Annotated in this window: 5 protein-coding genes; 1 reads left to right on the forward strand and 4 read right to left on the reverse strand. The window is 74.5% G+C overall.

From position 1 onward, the window contains the following. Positions 1-98 precede the first annotated feature (98 nt). Genes ACYQ77_RS35390 through ACYQ77_RS35405 form a run of 4 tightly spaced genes read right to left on the reverse strand, consistent with a single transcriptional unit; the run spans position 99 to position 15,879 of the window. Positions 99-2,285 (reverse strand): penicillin acylase family protein, encoded by a 2,187-nt coding sequence (locus tag ACYQ77_RS35390; protein ID WP_459719483.1) that lies wholly within the window; start codon positions 2,283-2,285, stop codon positions 99-101. Further along, a complete protein-coding gene (locus ACYQ77_RS35395) occupies positions 2,272-3,516 on the reverse strand; it encodes an MFS transporter (RefSeq protein ID WP_459719486.1) in 1,245 nt (414 codons plus the stop codon). Before ACYQ77_RS35395 ends, ACYQ77_RS35390 begins: the two co-directional genes overlap by 14 nt. Further along, positions 3,516-6,176 carry an amino acid adenylation domain-containing protein gene (locus ACYQ77_RS35400; RefSeq protein WP_459719488.1) on the reverse strand — a complete coding sequence of 887 codons (2,661 nt, stop codon included), beginning with the start codon at positions 6,174-6,176 and terminating at the stop codon, positions 3,516-3,518. Before ACYQ77_RS35400 ends, ACYQ77_RS35395 begins: the two co-directional genes overlap by 1 nt. A 13-nt stretch (positions 6,177-6,189) precedes the next feature. Then, positions 6,190-15,879: an amino acid adenylation domain-containing protein gene (locus tag ACYQ77_RS35405; RefSeq protein WP_459719491.1), complete on the reverse strand. Its 9,690-nt coding sequence runs from the start codon at positions 15,877-15,879 to the stop codon at positions 6,190-6,192. Positions 15,880-16,019: 140 nt separating this feature from the next. On the opposite strand from ACYQ77_RS35405, the gene sbnA reads away from it, so the two are divergent. Then, entirely contained in the window at positions 16,020-17,018 is a 999-nt protein-coding gene (gene sbnA / locus ACYQ77_RS35410) for a 2,3-diaminopropionate biosynthesis protein SbnA (protein WP_459719494.1), read from the forward strand. Positions 17,019-17,022: the final 4 nt, after the last annotated feature.

A 17,022-nucleotide genomic window follows, 5' to 3' on the forward strand; every position in this document is an offset into this window, starting at 1 on the left:
TCGGGGCGCGGCGCCCTCCGGCAACGGAACCCCGGACAGCTCAGCCAAGATCGAAGCCACCACGCGGCCCCGCCTCCCGCGACGAAACCCGGGACTGCTCAACCCCGCCGAGGCCGCAGGCGCAGCGCGGTGCCGCCGTCCGGTGGGAACGGGACCGTGGGCAGCTCGCCGCGGGTGTGCCGTGCCGTCTGGTCGTCGTAGTGCGGGGACGCCGGGTGGCCGGACGCGCCGTGCCGCAGCACGTCGCGGACACGCGGGCCGTCCCGGTGTGGTTCGGCGACCATGCGCCACGGGGCGCCCTCCACGACGTGTCCTTCCCGGACGGCGGCCATCATGCCCACCGTCTGGCTGCTGCCGCCTGCCGGCGTCGGCGGGGTGCAGAACACCGCCCGCAGTGCCGCGCCGCCCGCGCCCAGCGGGTGCGGGTCGGTGATGCGGTGCTCCGTGTCGTAGCGCCACGTCTCCGGCGGGCCGTACTGCTCCGTCAGCGTCGCACCGACCTCGTCGAGCAGCCTGCCCACCGTGTCCGCCAGCGGGGGCAGTCCCAGCGCGTCGCGGGCGGACGGGGTGCGGACCAGGTGGTCGACCTGCAGCACCAGGTCCGGCGCGGTCGTCGCGTGCGGGCCCAGCCACGCGTCGGCCAGTGCGATCATCAGGCGGGCGAACACCAGCGGTGCCGCCGCGTCCGGCCGGTCGTGGTGGTCCCACGTGGACAGCAGGGCCTGGCACGTCCGGCCCGCCGCGGTCGCCGGGGTGCCCCGCAGCAGCGGCACCAGCGCGCGGGCGCGGCCGTTCAGGTCGTCGGTCTGCCAGCGGGCACAGTCGTCCGCGGTCGCCTCCGGGGTGGCGCGGATCAGCTCCTCGATCCGTGCCGCACGGTACGGGGGCATCCAGTCGCCGCCCAGGTCCGGGGACGCGTCGTCGGGCAGGAGCTTGTGGTTGGCGGACACCACGTAGCCCTCCGGCGGGTTCACCGCCTCAGGCAGCGCGTCGAACGGCACGAACTCCCGCCACGACGCCGCCACCGCGTCGAACGGGGCCGGCGCGAGGCCGCTCCCCCGCACCCGGTCCGGTACCCGGCCCGCGGTCTTCACGGCGATCGTCCCGTCGCGGCCCGCGACCACGACGTTGAGCACCGGCACCCCGAACGACCGCAGCACGTCCCGGAACTCCACGTAGGACCGCGCGCGCCACATCCGTTGGCACGCCTGGATCTCCGCCGACGGGGTGCACCCGCTCCAGAACAGGCCGGTGCCGTCGCCCATCGCCACCCAGCCGTCGCCGCCCGCCGCGGTCACCGGCACCGGGTCGCCGCCGCGGACCTCGACCGCGCTCTCCTCTGTCCACGTCGGCGCGGGCGGGTCGGTCGCCAGGTCCTGCGTGTCCGCCCACGAGTTCGTGATGCCCCACGCGAGGTCCCGGGACGCCCCCGCGATCAGCCCCGGGATGCCCGGCACGGTCACGCCGTAGGCGGCGGACTCCCCGTGCCGCAGCCCCGCCTGGTACCACAGGCTCGGCTGGGTGAACAGCACGTGCGGGTCGTTCGCCAGCAGCGGCGCGCCGGACGCGGTGCGCTCGCCCGCGATGGCCCACGCGTTGGACCCGATCGTGCGTTCGCCGTCCAGCAGGTCGGTGAGCCACACCCGCGACGGCGCCGGCAACGCCGCCACCCCGGCCGGCCGGGCAGCACCGGCGCGCACGGTGACCGGGCCGTCCGCCGGGTACCTCGGCACCCGCAGGTGCGCGGGCACGTCCTGCCCGCGGAACGCCTCGTGGCGCAGGTTCAGCCCCAGGTCGAAGCCCAGCTGCTTGACGATCAGCACCGAGTCGAGCGGGGTCCACGGCTCCGGCCGGTACCGCAGCAGCACGAACTCGGGCGGCAGCCACCACCGCCTGCCCATGAGGGCGTTCACCCCGGCGCTGAACGCCTCCAGGTTGGCCAGCGTGCGGTCGTCGAGCAGCGCGAGGCTCGCCCGCGCGACCCTGGTCAGCGCGAGCGAGCGCCACCGCACGTCCTCGCCGGCCACGACCCGGCCGAGCACCGCGGACAGCCTGCCCGCGGCCCGGCGGCGCAGCACGTCCATCTGCCACAACCGGTCGGCCGCCTGCGCGTAGCCGAGCGCGAAGTACAGGTCCGCCTCGTCGTCCGCGTGCACGGTCGGCACGCCGCGCTCGTCGCGGGCGATCGTCGCGCCGGTGCGCAGGCCCGCCCCGCGACGGGTGCCCGCGGACCGGTGGCGGCCGAGCCGGGCGACCTGGCGGACCGCCCACTCAGCGAACGGCATCGACCGGCTCCTTCTCGGGGGTCTTCCCCATCAGCCCGGGCACGCGGCGGCCGACGACGAGGTAGAACGTGACGCTCAGCAGGGCGAGGGACCCGATGCCGAAGAACATCACGGTGCCGTTCCAGGTCGCGAGCAGCAGCCCGCCGAGGTACGGGCCGACGAACCCGCCGAGCTGCCCGAACGTCTGCGCGCCGAAGTAGCTGCCGCGCCGCTCCTCCGGCGCGATCCGGTCGATGACGGCGAACTCGGACGGCACGATGAACGTCTCGCCGACGCTGAACACCACCATGGCGACCACGAAGTGCCACGTGGTGGTGGCGGTGGCGAACCCGGCCATGCCCGCGAACATCAGCACGCCGCCGACCACGATCGCCGTCACGGGGTCCCGGCGGGTCACGACCTTCGACGCGAACAGCTGGAACACCACGACGGTGATCGCGTTGGTCGCCATCACGATCGCGAGGATCCGCGCCCCGTCGGCGAAGTCGGCGTCCAGGTCCTGCGCGAGGAGCGCGGAGATCCGCAGGTGCACCGACTCCAGCAGCAGCCCGGCGATGAGGAGGCACAGCAGCCTGCGGTCGGTGGCGACGGCGCGGGCGCTGTCGAGGAACCGGGACAGCACGGTGCCCTCGGTGCGAGCCGGCCGGCTGGTCACGACCGCGCGGCCGGTCCGCAGCGACCCGGCGAGCAGCACGAAGTACACCCCGTACGCCATGGCGGCGACGAGGAACGCGGTGCGGCCGCCGGACAGCCCGAGGAACACGCCGACCAGCGGGCCGACCGCGAACCCGACGTTCGCGACCAGGTACTGGTAGGAGAACCACCGCACCCGGTCACCCGACGGCAGCAGGTCGCTCAGCAGCGCCTTCCCGACCGGGCTGAACGACGCCGTGGACAGCGCGAGCGTGGCGTTGAAGACGAACATCAGCGCCACGTGCCGGCCGAGGTAGAAGCCGACGAACGACAGCGCGACGCCGAGCATCGAGCACAGCAGCACGTTCGTCCGCCCGAAGATGTCCGACAGGGTGCCGCCGAGGAAGCCCGCGAAGATCGAGAAGAACACCGAGGACCCGATCAGCAGGCCGATCGTGGTCGGCGCCATGGCCATCTCGCGGGCGAGGAAGATCGCGAGGAACGGCACGGTGATCGCGATGGCGAGGCTCATGATGCCGGAACCGGCGACCAGGAGCTTCGCCAGGAACGGCGGCCGGGCGGGCAGGCTTTCGGTCATCAGGACGCCTTCCGGTGACTGGTCTGCTCGACGTCCGCGAGGAACTCGGACGTCATGGCGGCGAGCGTGGTGGCGTGCGGGGCCTGGATCATGAGGATGTGCGTGGCGTCGATGCCGCGTGCGGTCAGGGGCAGCAGCGCGGACCAGCCCGCGACCTGCCTGCTCCCCAGCGACGCCGTGCGGGCCTGCACCAGCAGCGCGGGGACCGGCACGGGTGCGGGTGCCGGCCAGCGCAGGTCCGCGAGCCTGCGGTAACCGTGGTACGCGGGCACGAGCCCGCGGGGGAACAGGTCGGCCACCTCCCGGTCGAGCAGCGACTCGGCCCGGGCGACCACCTCGTCGTCCGGCACCGACCCGTCCGTCGGCAGCGCGTCCGGCCAGCGGGTCGTCGCGCCCGGGAACACCGTGGCGACGTGCGTCAGGTACTCCCACATCCGGTGACCGCGCGACGCGGCCAGCTCGTCGGTCAGCAGGGCCGGGTCGACGGCGTCGTACAGGACGAGGCTCGACACCTCCTGGCCGAGCGCGCGCAGCACGGGCACCAGCGCGAACCCGAGCGTGCCGCCCAGCGAGTGCCCGACCAGGTGCACGGGCCGCCCGGCCGCCGCCTCCGTGACGTGGGTGGCCAGCTCGGCGAGCAGCACGGGCATGGTCAGCCCCGCGCCGCGCGCGGTGGCGAGGTCGCCGAGGTCGATCGAGTACCACGGCCGCCCGGGCATGGCGGCCGACAGCTGCGCGAACGACAGCCCGAACCCGAGCGCGCCGGGGATCGACACGACGACGGGCCCGGGGTCGGCGCTGTGGTGCAGGGGAAGGAGGGTGGACGTGGCCGCGGTCGCGGCGGTGGCGGCCCGCACCGAGTCCGCGAGCGCCGCCACCGTCGGGTTCAGGAGGAAGTCCCGCAGGGACAGATCGGCCCGGAACGTCTCACGCACGGTGGCGAGCAGCCGGGTGGCGAGCAGGGAGTGCCCGCCGAGCGCGAAGAAGTCGGTGGTCGTGCTGACCGACGGCACACCGAGCAGGCCCGCGACGACGTCGTGGACCCGGCGCGTCACCGCGTCCATCGTGGACACCTCGACGGGCACAGCCTCCCGCACGGCCTCGACGGCCGGCGCGGGCAGTGCCGCGCGGTCCAGTTTCCCGTTGTCGTTCATGGGCATCGCGTCGAGGAACTCGATCCGCGCGGGCAGCATGTACGCGGGCAGCACCTCGCCGAGCCGCTCCCGGATCGCGTCCGCGCCGGGCGCGCCGGGCTCACCCACCACGTACGCGACGAGGCTCGGGCCACGCGTCGGCAGGTCCCGCACGACGACCGCGGCCTGCGCGAGCCCGGGCACGGCACGCACCGCGCTCTCCACCTCGCCCAGCTCGATGCGGTAGCCGCGGATCTTGACCTGGTCGTCGCGGCGGCCGTGGTACACGAGCTCGCCGTCGGGGGTGCGGGCGGCGAGATCGCCGGACCGGTAGCCGCGCACACCGCCGACCGTCACGAACCGCTCGGCGGTCAGCTCGGGCCGGTTCAGGTAGCCGATGGCCACGCCGGGGCCGGTCACCACGATCTCGCCGACCTCGCCGTCGGGCACCGGGTTCAGGTCCTCGTCGACGAGCAGGAACGCCAGCTCGGACATCGGGACGCCGATCGAACTGTCCGAACGCGACAGGTCGGCGCGGGTCACCGGCCGGTAGGTGGAGACCACGGTGGTCTCGGTGATGCCGTACATGTTGACCAGCCGGGGTGTGGTGTCGCCGTACTTCGCGAACCACGGCGCCAGGTCGGCGAACCGCAGCGCCTCACCGCCGAAGATCACGTGCCGCAGCGCGAGCCGGTCGGCGTGCCGGACGTCCTCGGCCATCAGCTGGGTGAACGCGGTCGGCGTCTGGTTGACCACCGTGACGCGTTCGTCGCGCAGCAGGGCCCGGAACGCGGCCGGGTCCTTCGCGGTCTCCGTCGGCACGACCACGACGCAGCCGCCGTGCAGCAGCGCGCCCCACATCTCCCAGACGGAGAAGTCGAACGCGAACGAGTGGAACAGCGACCACACGTCGTCCGGGCCGAACCCGTACACCGGCGCGGCGTCGCGGAACAGCCACAGGACGTTGCCGTGCGAGACCTGCACGCCCTTCGGCCTGCCGGTGGTGCCGGACGTGAAGATCACGTACGCGCGGGAGTCGTGGGTGGCCGGGCAGTCCCGCAGCGGGACGGCGGCCGGGTGCGGCTCGTCGACCAGCAGCGTCGCGGCACCCGCCCGGTCGGCGAGCCGCCGGGACGTGATCACGAGCGCGGGCGCGGCGTCGGCGCGGATCAGCTCGACGCGGGCGGGCGGGGTGGCCGGGTCGATCGGCACGTAGGCCGCGCCGACCCGGACCACCGCGAGCGCGGCGACCACCATGTCGATCGACCGGTCCAGCAGGATGCCGACGAGCGTGCCCGGGCCCGCGCCGCGGTCGCGGAGCGTCCCCGCCAGCTCGGCGACCCGGGTGTCGAGGTCCCGGTAGGAGAGGCGGTCAGCGCCGCAGCGGATGGCGGTGCGGTCGGGGAACCGCTCGACCGAGCGGGCGAAGGCGTCCGCGAGGTTGGCCGGCCCGGGCGCGGGGGCGGCGGGCACCCCCCGTTGCCTGGCGAGCCGCTGCCGCAACGCTTCCGCGCGATCGATGCCCATGTGCCCTCCAGAGTCACAGCGTCAGCAGCAGCGCGGTGAGCAGCCCGCGCCGGTCGGCCAGGTCGAGGAACGCCGTGGCGTGCTCGGACGCGAGCACGGTGGCCGCGTCGAACACCGCCTCGCCGGTCAGGTCCCGCCAGATCGCGGCGAGCGCGGCCCGCTCGTCGTCGCCGCACAGCACCGCGTCGGTGAGCGGGCGGTCCGGGGCGGTGACGAAGAAGTCCAGCAGCCGCACCACGCCGTCGGCCAGCTGCCCGGCCGCGGCCGGGGAGAACAACGTGGCGTCGTACTGGATGGTCAGTTCGAGCCCGTTCCACTCGACGAACCGGAACAGCAGGTCGAACCGGCTGGTCTCCTGCGGCACCTGGATCAGCGTGCTCGTCAGCCCGGGGAGCCCGGACAGGTCGAACGGGAAGTTGTCGAACGTGGTGAGCACCTGCACGAGCGGCGGCACGCCGGGTTCGCGGCGCACCCCGCCCGCCTCCACGATCCGGCCGAACGGCAGCAGCTGGTTCTCCATGCCGCTCACCGCGCTCGCGGCGACCGAGGACAGCACCGACGCCGGGGTCGCCGTCAGGTCCACGGAGTACCGCAGCGGCAACGTGTTCGCGAAGAACCCGACCAGCTGCTCGGTCTCCGGCACGGTCCGGCCCGCGACGACCGCGCCGACCACCACGTCGTCCTGCTGCGCGAGCTTCGCCATCAGCACCGCGGTGACCGCGTGCCCGAGGATGAACGGGGTGACGTGGCGTCCGGCGGCGAACGCGGCGATCCGGTCCGCGGCCGCGCGGTCCCACGTGCGGGTCACGTAGCCCGCGGTGCGTGCGCGGGCCGGGTCGCGCGGGTAGGTGGTGGCCACCTCGAGCACGCCGTCGTAACCGTCCAGGTAGGACTTCCAGAAGTTCTCGTCCTGCTGCGCGTGCGTGGCGAGGTAGTCCTGCTGCCAGCGGGCGTAGTCGGCGTACTGCACCCGCAGTTCGGGCAGGCCGGGGTCGCGGCCTGCCAGGTGCGCGAGGTAGGCGGCGCGAATCTCGCGCATGGCGACGTCCGAGGACCAGCCGTCGGTCACGATGTGGTGCACGCGCCACTCGAACACGTGCTCCTCGGGGCCGAACCGGTGCAGCCGGGCGATCGCGAGCGGGCCGCGGGCCAGGTCGAAGCGGTGGTCGCCGGCCCGGACGTGGGCCACCATCGCGTCCCGGTCGGTGGCCACCCCGGTCGCGTCGACCACCTCCAGCTCGACCGGCGCGCCCGGCGCGGGTGTCTGGTAGGGCACGCCGCCCTGGTCGCCGAAGCGGACGGTCAGCACCTCGTGGCGCCGGGCCATGGTGGCCACGGCGTGCCGCAGCGCGCTGACGTCGAGCGGGCCGCGCAGGTGCAGGAGGCTGAGGTTGTCGTAGGCGCGGTCGTCCGGGTCGACCTGGTGCAGGTACCACAGGCTGGCCTGGTTGAGCGTGAGCGGGAACCGGGTCATGCCCGCCGGCCGGTCCGGGATGCCGTGCGCGGTCACCTCCTCGGCGCGCCACTCCCCCAGCGCCTCGTCGATCGCGGCGGCGACCCCGCGCGCGGTGCGGTGCTCGAACAGCAGCCGCAGCGGCAGGTGCACGCCGAACCGGTCGCGCAGCCGGGCCATCACGTGGGTGGCGTGCAGCGAGTGCCCGCCCAGTTCGAAGAAGTCGGCCGTCGGGTCCTGCGTGCCGGTCCTGAGCACCGCGCCGATCACCTCGAGCACGGCCGCCTCGGTGGCGGTGGCGGGTGGCTCGGCCGCGACCCGCTCCAGCGCGGGGAGCACCTCGGTGCGCTGCAGCGCCTTGGTGTCGACCTTGCCGTGCGGGGTCCTCGGCAGCTCGTCGAGGCACACGAGGAAGTCGGGCACCGCGTACCGGGGCAGCACCCCGGCGAGCGCGGCCCGCAGGTCCGCGGTGGACAGCTCGGTGCGGGCGACGAAGAACCCGGCGAGGCGCTGCTCGCCGTCGTCGGTGCGCACCACCACCGCGCTCTCGCCGACCCCGGGCACGGCGGCGAGCGCGGCCTCGACCTCGCCCAGCTCGACGCGCTGGCCGCGGATCTTCAGCTGCCGGTCCACGCGGCCGAGGAACTCCAGGCTCCCGTCGGCGAGCACCCGGCCGCGGTCGCCGGTCTTGTAGAGCGTGGCGCCCGGGTCGAACGGGTCCGGCACGAACGCCGCCGCGGTCCGGTCGGGGTCGTTGACGTAGCCCGCGCCGACCGCGACGCCGCCGACGTACAGCTCCCCCGGCGTGCCGTCCGGCACCGGCTCCCCGGTCCCGTCCAGCACGTACACGGCGGTGTTCTCGATGGGCGTGCCGACGGGAACGGACGGCAGCCGCTCGTCCACCTCGGCCGTGACCTCGTGGTGCGTGGTGTCGTCGGAGGTCTCGGTGATGCCCCACATGTTCAGCAGCCGCACGTCCGGCAGCAGCCGGCGGAACTCGTTGGCGGCACCCGGTTTGAGCGTCTCGCCGCTGGACGCGACCCAGCGCAGCGCGAACGGCGGGTACGCGTCCACCCCGTAGTGCGCGAGCTCCGCGCAGAACACGCTGAGCACCGACGGCGCCACCTCCAGCACGGTGATGCCGTCCTCGGCGACGGCACGCAGCAGCCGCGGCGGGTCCTGGCTGACCTCGTCCGGGTAGATCACGGTGGTCGCGCCGACGGCGAGCGGCGAGAACCACTGCCACAGCGAGATGTCGAAGGTGGCGGCGGCGTCCTGCGACACCCGGTCGCCCGGCGCGATGCCCAGCACGCCGACCTTCGCGAGCACGTGGTTCAGCATGCCGTCGTGGCGGATGAGCGCGCCCTTCGGTTCGCCCGTCGAGCCGGACGTGAAGATGACGTACGCGCCGTCCCGGCCACCGGGCAGCGGACCGTCGTACGGCGCGTGGTCCTCGACGTCGGCGAGCCGCGCGGTCGCGATCCCCTCGGCCGCCTCCCGCACCACGTCGGCCGACGCGTCGTCGTGCAGTACCAGCACGGCCGCGCCGCGCCGGAGCATGCTCGCGACGCGCGACGCCGGACCGGCGGGCAGCGGCAGGTACACCGCGCCGACCCGCAGCACGGCCATGAGCGCGACGAGGTAACCGATGTCGCGGCCCGCACGCAGCGCGACCACGTCCCCGGCACCCACCCCGCGCGCGGCGAGCCACCCCGCGCACGAGGCGACCCGCGCGGCCAGCTCGGCGTATGTCACCGCGTCGTCGCCGCACATCGCGGCCACCCGGCCGGGGTGCGCGGCCACGGACTTCGCGAAGGTGGCGAGGAAACCGGTGTCGGCGTGCGGCCGCACGGGACCGCGGCTCGCGGCCAGCAACCGCCGGTAGGTGTCGTCGCCGAGCAGGTCCCGGTTCGCCGGGACGGCGTCCGGCGCGGCCACGACGTGTGCCAGCGCGTTGCGGTACAGCTCGCCGATCTGGTGCAGCTGCGCCTCGCTGACCCGCTCCATGTTGGCCTCGAGGTCCAGCGACAGCAGCCGCGTGAACGGGTCCTTGTTCAGCTCCACCCGCAACGCGAAGCTGGTCTGCATCCACGCGCGGGCGTCGAGCACGGCGATGCCGGTGGCGGCGGCGAGCCGCTCGTAGCCGTGGAAGTGCGTGAAGTTGAAGCTGACGTCGAACAGGTCGCCGCCGGCGCCCGCGAGCCGCCGGATCTCCGCGTACGGGAAGCCGCGGGTGGCGAGCAGCTCGGTGTCCTTCGCCAGCACCTTGTTCGCCAGTTCGGTCCACGTCAGGCCGGTCGCGGTCAGCCGGTACGGCACGACGTTGATGTGCACGCCGAGCGACTCGGTGCCGCCCTCCTCGGCGACCCGGCCGTTGGACACGATGCCGACCACGACCTCCGACTGCCCGGACAGCAGCGCCTGCACGCGGGCGTGCACGGCGACCAGCACGTGCTTGAGCGACACCGACAGCGCACCGGCGAGCTCGTCGAGCCGCTGCGACACGTCCGCGGGCAGGTCGACGGACAGGAACCCCATCCGCCCGTCGTGGATGTCGCGTGCCCCGGACGCCAGCGACGGCAGCGGGGTCGGCACCACGTCCGCCATCTCCCGCGCCCAGAACTCGCGTGCCGACGGCCGGGCCAGCACCTCCCGCTCGGCCGCGACGAAGTCGGCGTACCGCCGCGCGGGCAGCTCGACCGGCCCCAGTGGACGGTCGTGCAGCAGCGCCCAGTACTCGGTGAGGATGCCGGTCATCATCACCGACTCGCTCCACCCGTCGAGCGTGGCGTCGTGGAAGCTCATGGCGAACCGGAACACGTCGTCGGCGGTGACGTGCACGGCGAACCGCACGAGCGGCGGCGTGTTCCAGTCGTACGGCGTCTGCTTCTCCCGCTCCCACCACGCGGCCAGCTCGGCCTCCTGCGCCGCCTCGTCGAGGTGGCGCAGGTCGGTGCAGGTGAGCGGGAGGTGCGCGGTGGCGTGCACCAGCTGCAGCGGCTCGGAGTAGCGGGTGAAGTCGAACGACGTGCGCAGCATCTCGTGCTTCGCGACCGCCCGGTCCACGGCCGTGCGCATGGCGGCGTGGTCGTAGCGGGCGCCGAACGTGAACAGGAAGACGTCGCAGTACATGTTCACGTCGGTCTGGTACGTGCTGTGGAACAGGAAACCCGCCTGCAGCGTGCTGACCGGGTAGGCGTCGACCACCCCGGCGGGCACGAGCGCCCGGTCCTCGGCGCTGATCTGGGCGAAGGGCGCCACCGGCGCGGCGGCCTCCTCGGGTGGCGTGCCCGCGGCGGCGGCGATGGCCCTCGGGGTCTGCAGCGCGTAGATGTCGGACAGCTCGATCGCGACGCCCTGCGCGAGCGCCGCGGTCCGCAGCCGCAGCGCGATGATCGAGTCGCCGCCGATCGCGAAGAACGAGTCGTCCGGGCGGACACCGGTGGTGCCGAGGACCTCCTCGAACAACGCGCACATCCGCCGCTCGGCCGGGCTCGCCGCCGTCCCGTCCGCGGTGGACGCGCGGAGCGCGCCTGCCGCGCTCGGCGCGGGCAGCCGGTCCCGGTCGACCTTCCCGTTGTGGTTGAGCGGGATCGCCGCCACCGGGACGACGAACGCGGGCACCATGTACCCGGGCAGGCACGCGTGCAGGTGCGCGAACACCGCCGGCCCGTCGAGGTCCGCGCCGACGACGTACGCGACGATCCGGGGGCCGGTGCTCGCGGGTGCGCTGGTGCCGCGGATCAGCTCGCGGGTGTCGGCGATCCGGAACGTCGAGGCCGGCTCCTTGACCACGACGTCGGCGGTCGGCGGCTGGTCCACCACGACGGCGGCCTGCCGCACGCCCGGCGCGCCGGTGAGCGCGGCCTGGATCTCGCCCAGCTCGATGCGGAAGCCGCGGATCTTGACCTGGTCGTCCTTGCGGCCCAGGTAGACGTACTCGCCGCTCGTGCGCACGGCGAGGTCGCCGGACCGGTAGCCGCGCACCCCGCCGACGGTCACGAACCGCTCGGCGGTCAGGTCGGGCCGGTTCAGGTAGCCGAGCGCCACGCCGGGGCCGGTCACCACGATCTCGCCGCTCTCGCCGTCCGGCACCGGGTTCAGGTCGTCGTCGACGAGCACGAAGTCCAGATCGGACAGCGGCAGGCCGATCGGGCTGTCGGTGCGTTCCAGGTCGGCGCGGACGAGCGGCCGGTACGAGGCGTGCACGGTGGTCTCGGTGATGCCGTACATGTTCACCAGGCGCGGCGCGGTGTCGCCGTACCCGGCCACCCAGCGGCGCAGGTCCGCGAGGCGCAGCGCCTCGCCGCCGAAGATCACGTACCGCAGCGGCAGCCGGTCGGGGTGCCTCGTGTCCTCCGCGACGAGCTGGGTGAACGCGGTCGGCGTCTGGTTGAGGACCGTGACCCCGTTGTCCCGCAGGAGGGTCCGGAACGCGGCCGGGTCGGTGGCCACCTCGCGCGGCACGACGACGAGGCAGCCGCCGTAGAGCAGCGCGCCCCACATCTCCCACACCGAGAAGTCGAACGCGAACGAGTGGAACAGCGTCCACACGTCGTCGGGCCCGAACCCGTACGCCTCCTCGGTGGCGGTGAACAGCCGCAGCAGGTTGCCGTGCGAGACCTCGACACCCTTCGGCCGCCCGGTGGTGCCGGACGTGAAGATCACGTACGCCCGGGTGCCGTGGCCTGCCTGGCACACCTCGGCGGGCAGCGGCGCCCCGGACAGCGGCCCGTCCACGAGCAGCACCGGCGCGGCGTCGCCGGCCCGCTCGGCCAGCGCGGCGGTGGTCACGACCAGCGAGGGCGCGGCGTCGGCGAGGATCAGGGCGGTGCGGGCGACCGGGGTCGCGGGGTCGACCGGCACGTAGGCGGCGCCGGTGCGGACGACCGCGAGCGCGGCGACCACCATGTCGAGGGACCGGTCGAGGAGGATGCCGACCGGCCGCTCGCCGTCGTCCGCGCGGGCGGCGATCGCCCCGGCGAGCGCGGCGACGCGCGCGTCCAGCTCCCGGTACGTCAGGGTCTCGGTGCCGCAGCGCAGCGCGGTGCGGTCGCCGAACAACTCGACCGAGCGGGCGAAGGCGGCCGACAGGTTCGGCGCCCACTGCAGCGTGGGCACCTCCTCGGCCGCGACCGCCGCGGTCCGGCCGAGCGCCTCGTCGACGGCGAGCCGGAACTCGTCGACCACCCGCTGGGCGACCGCCTCGCCGACCAGTTCCCGCTGGTACACGAGGCGGTAGACGGTGCGGTCGCCGTCCCGCGCGCCGTAGAGGCTGAGCGCGAACGCGACGTCGGCCGGTGGCACGTCCACCACGGTGACGCCGACGCCGCGCACCGTGCCGGAGGCGCCGCTCCACGGGATCGCGAACCCGTCGCCGAGCCGCCCGTCCGCCGACTGCTGGTAGGTCAGCGTCGCCTGGAACACGGGGTTCTGGCCGTGCCGGTCGGGCGCGAGCGCGCGGACCAGCGCGGCGAACGGAAGGTCGGCCGTGCGGAGCGCGTCGCGCAGCTCGTCACGGGTGCGGTCCTCGATGTCGGCGAGCCGGTCGCCGTCGGTGAAATCGCCGCGCAGCGGCACCGGGTTCACCAGGTAGCCGACGGTGTTCGCGAAGCGGGTGTCGGTGCGGCCGTGGTGCGTGGTGCCGATGGTGACGGCGGTCCTGCCGGTCACGCGGTGCAGTGCGCGCAGGTACGCGGCGGCGACGGTGACGAACGGGGTGGTGCCGCGCGCGGCACTCCGCGCGTACAGCTCGGCGGTGCGGTCGGCGTCGATCGCGAAGTCCACCACGGCGGCCGGGTTGCGGCGGCGGTGCGCGGGCGGCGCGGCGAACAGCACCTCGTTGCGGACCGGGCGCCACCGGTCGGCCAGCTCGGCGAGCCGGGCGCGCGCCTCCGGGGTGGCGAGGTGGCGGGCCTGCTCGGCGGTCCAGACCCGCGGGTCGGCGCCGCCGGTGAGCGCGAAGTCCCTGTCCCCCAGCAGTTCCGCGACGACGTCGGCGAGCACGACCCGCAGCGAGACGTAGTCGGCGATCGCGTGGTGGCACGCGACCAGCACGGTGGTGTTCGCCGGGTCGAGGACGACCGCGGCCCGGACGAGCGGGCCCCGCTCGAGGTCGAACGGGCGCCGCGACACCTCGGCCAGGTCGGCGTCCACCGCCCAGTCGAACCGCGGCTCGTCGTGCACGTGCTGGTGGCCGTCGCGGATCGTCGTGCGCAGCGCGGGGTGCCGCGCGACGACGGCGGCCACCGCGGTGTGGACCTGCGCGGCCGGGAACGGGCGGTCCAGGCGCAGCGCCACGGACAGGGTGTTGGACCGGTCGTCGGGGTGGAGCTGGTCGTGGAACAGCATCTGCAGCTGGCTGTCGGTGGCCGGGCACACGTCCGGCACGGTCGCGGGTGCCTCGGCGGGGGTCGCGCCCGCGACGGCGGCGAGGGCGGCGGCGAGGACGTCGTCCAGGGACGCGTCGCCGAAGAACAGCTCGGCGGGGAGCCGCGTGCCGGTGGCCGCCTCCGCCGCGCCCTTGAGCGCCATGAGCTTCATGGAGTCCAGGCCGAGCGCGGCCAGCGGGCGGGCGGCGTCCCCGGGGGCCGGGTCGAACCCGATCCTCTCCACCAGCACGGACCGCAGGTCCGTCGGGCGCGCGGCCGCCCTGGCCTGCCCGACGGCCTTCAGCTCGCCGCGTTCGTAAAGTTCCCGGGTCGCCGCGCGGCGGGTCTTGCCGCTCGACGTCTTCGGGATGGCGCCGGGCCGCACGAACACGACCTCGGCCAGGTCGAGTCCACAGTCGACGGACACGGCCCTGCGCACGGCGGACGACAGCGCCGCCCGTTCCCCGGCCGCGAGCCGGACGGCCGCGCCGACCAGCTCGGCGACCAGCACGACGCCGTCGCCCACCTGGAACGCCGCGGCGCCGCGGACCCGCGCGTCCGCACCCGCCGCGGCGGCCTCGAGGTCGTGCGGGTGGTGGTTGCGCCCGCCGACGATGATCAGGTCCTTGGCACGGCCCGCGACGTGCAGCGCGCCGCCGACGAGCGCGCCGAGGTCGCCGGTGCGGAGGAACTCCCCCGCGTGGCCCGGCACGGTGGCGCGGAACGCGGAGGTGTCCGGGTTGCCCCAGTAGCCCCGCGCGACACCGGGGCTCCGCACGAGGATCTCGCCCACCGCACCGGTCACCGGGCGGCCGGCCGCGTCGACGACGACCACGGTCGTGTCCGGTGCGGGCGGCCCGGACGACACCACGGCACGGCCGTCGATCTCGGTCGTGCCGACACCCGCCGCGCCGGTGACGAACAACGTCGCCTCGGCCAGGCCGTAGCACGGGAACCACGCCGACGCCGCGAACCCGTGCGCGCCGTAGCGTTCGGCCACCGCCGCCATCGTCGCCGCGCGCACCGGTTCGGCGCCGTTGAACGCGATCCGCCACCGGCTCAGGTCCACTCCGGACAGTCGCGCCGGGTCGTACCGCTCGGCCAGCAGCCGGTAGGCGAAGTCCGGCCCGCCGGAGCAGGTGGCGCCGAACCGGGCGACCGCCAGCGGCCAGATCAGCGGGTCGCGCACGAACTCGAACGTCGGCAGCAGCACGGCGGGGATGCCCGCGTACAGCGGGAGGAGCGTGGTGCCGATGAGGCCCATGTCGTGGTACATCGGCAGCCAGCTGAGCACGACGTCGTCCGGCCCGATGCCGAACCCGGCCTCGATCGCCCGCAGGTTCGCCACCAGGTTGGCGTGGCTCACCACCACGCCCTTGGGGGTGCCGGTCGACCCGGACGTGTACTGCAGGAACGCCACGTCCCCGACCGCCGCGGGCACGGGTGCCGCGGCGGGCAGGTCGCCGGTGGCGACCGCGGGCACGGGCAGGTCCGCGAGCAACGGCAGCAGCGGCGCGGCGGTCAGCGCGAGCGTGGCGGCGCAGTCGTCGACGACCGCGGTGATCCGGTCCAGCTTGGCGCCAGGGCGCGGCGGGTACAGGGGCACCGCGACCACGCCCGCGGACAGGCAGCCGAGGAACGCGGCGAGGTAGTCCGCGCCGGGCGGGAACAGCAGCAGCACCCGTTCGCCCGGCCGCACGGTCTCCCGCAGGAACGCGGCGACCCGCGCCGCCTCGGCCGCGAGGTCGCCGTAGGTCAGCACCCGTTCGACGGCGCCGCCCGCGCCGAGGCACGTGAACGCGGTGTCGTCGCGCCGTTCCCGCGCCCAGTGCTCGAGCGCGTGCGGGACATGGGTGAACCCGTCCGCTGGACGTGTCATGCGGCCGCACCTCCAACGCATCCCCAGCCGGCGTTCCGAGGCTATGAGCGGTGGGTCACTCCGGGGTAATCGCGGCGATAGACCGGGTTTACCGACGGCGCACGAGGTGAACCCCAGCCGATTTCGGTTCGCTGTAAGGCATGACGACCGGTCCCACGGACGACCAGTTGCGCGACCGGCTCCGCGTGCTGCGCGGCGGGCTGACGCCGACGCCGGTACTGCCGCTGCGCGAGCCGGGGCTGGAGCTGCTCACGAAGCTCGAGTACTGCAACGTCAACGGCAGCGCCAAGGACCGGGCCGCGCTGTGGATCCTCCAGCAGGCCGTGGCACGGGGCGACGTGCGCACCGGCACCACCGTCGTCGAGTCCTCGTCCGGCAACTTCGCGATCTCGCTCGCGTCCTACGCGGCGGCGCTCGGCCTGCGGTTCGTGCCGGTGCTCGACCCGCACTGCAACCGGGGCACCGAGGCGTTCCTGCGGTCGATGTGCCCGGTCGTGGAGAAGGTCTCCGAACCGGACGGCACGGGCGGCTACCTGCGCACGCGGCTGGCCAGGGTGCGCGAGCTGGTCGACGGCGACCCGGCCGTCTACTGGCCGAACCAGTACGTCAACACCGACGCCGCCGAGGCGCACTACCGGTTCACCGGCGCCGAGCTGTGCGCCGCGGTGCCGCGGCTGGACTACCTGTTCGTCGGCGTCGGCACCGGCGGCACGATCGCCGGGGTTTCCCACCGCGTCAAGGAAACCTTCCCCGGCTGCGCGGTGATCGCCGTCGACGCGGTCGGCTCGGCGATCTTCGGCGGGCCACCCGCGCCGCGCCGCATCCCCGGGCTGGGCTCCGGCATCGTGCCGCCGCTGGTGCACCAGGCGATCATCGACGACGTCGTGCTGGTGCCGGAACCCGACGCCGTCGCGGGCTGCCACGCACTGCTCGGCACGCACGGCCTGTACGCGGGCGGCTCCACCGGCAGCGTCTACCACGCCATCCGCCGGTACTTCGCGGCCAACGCCACCCCGCGGCGCACACCGGTGGTCGCGTTCCTGTGCGCGGACCGCGGGAACGCGTACGCCGACACCGTCTACAACCCCGCCTGGGTCCACACACTCCGCACCGGCGAGCCGTTCCCGGCCGCCGCATGAAAGG

The sequence above is a fragment of the Actinophytocola sp. KF-1 genome, assembly GCF_054661535.1.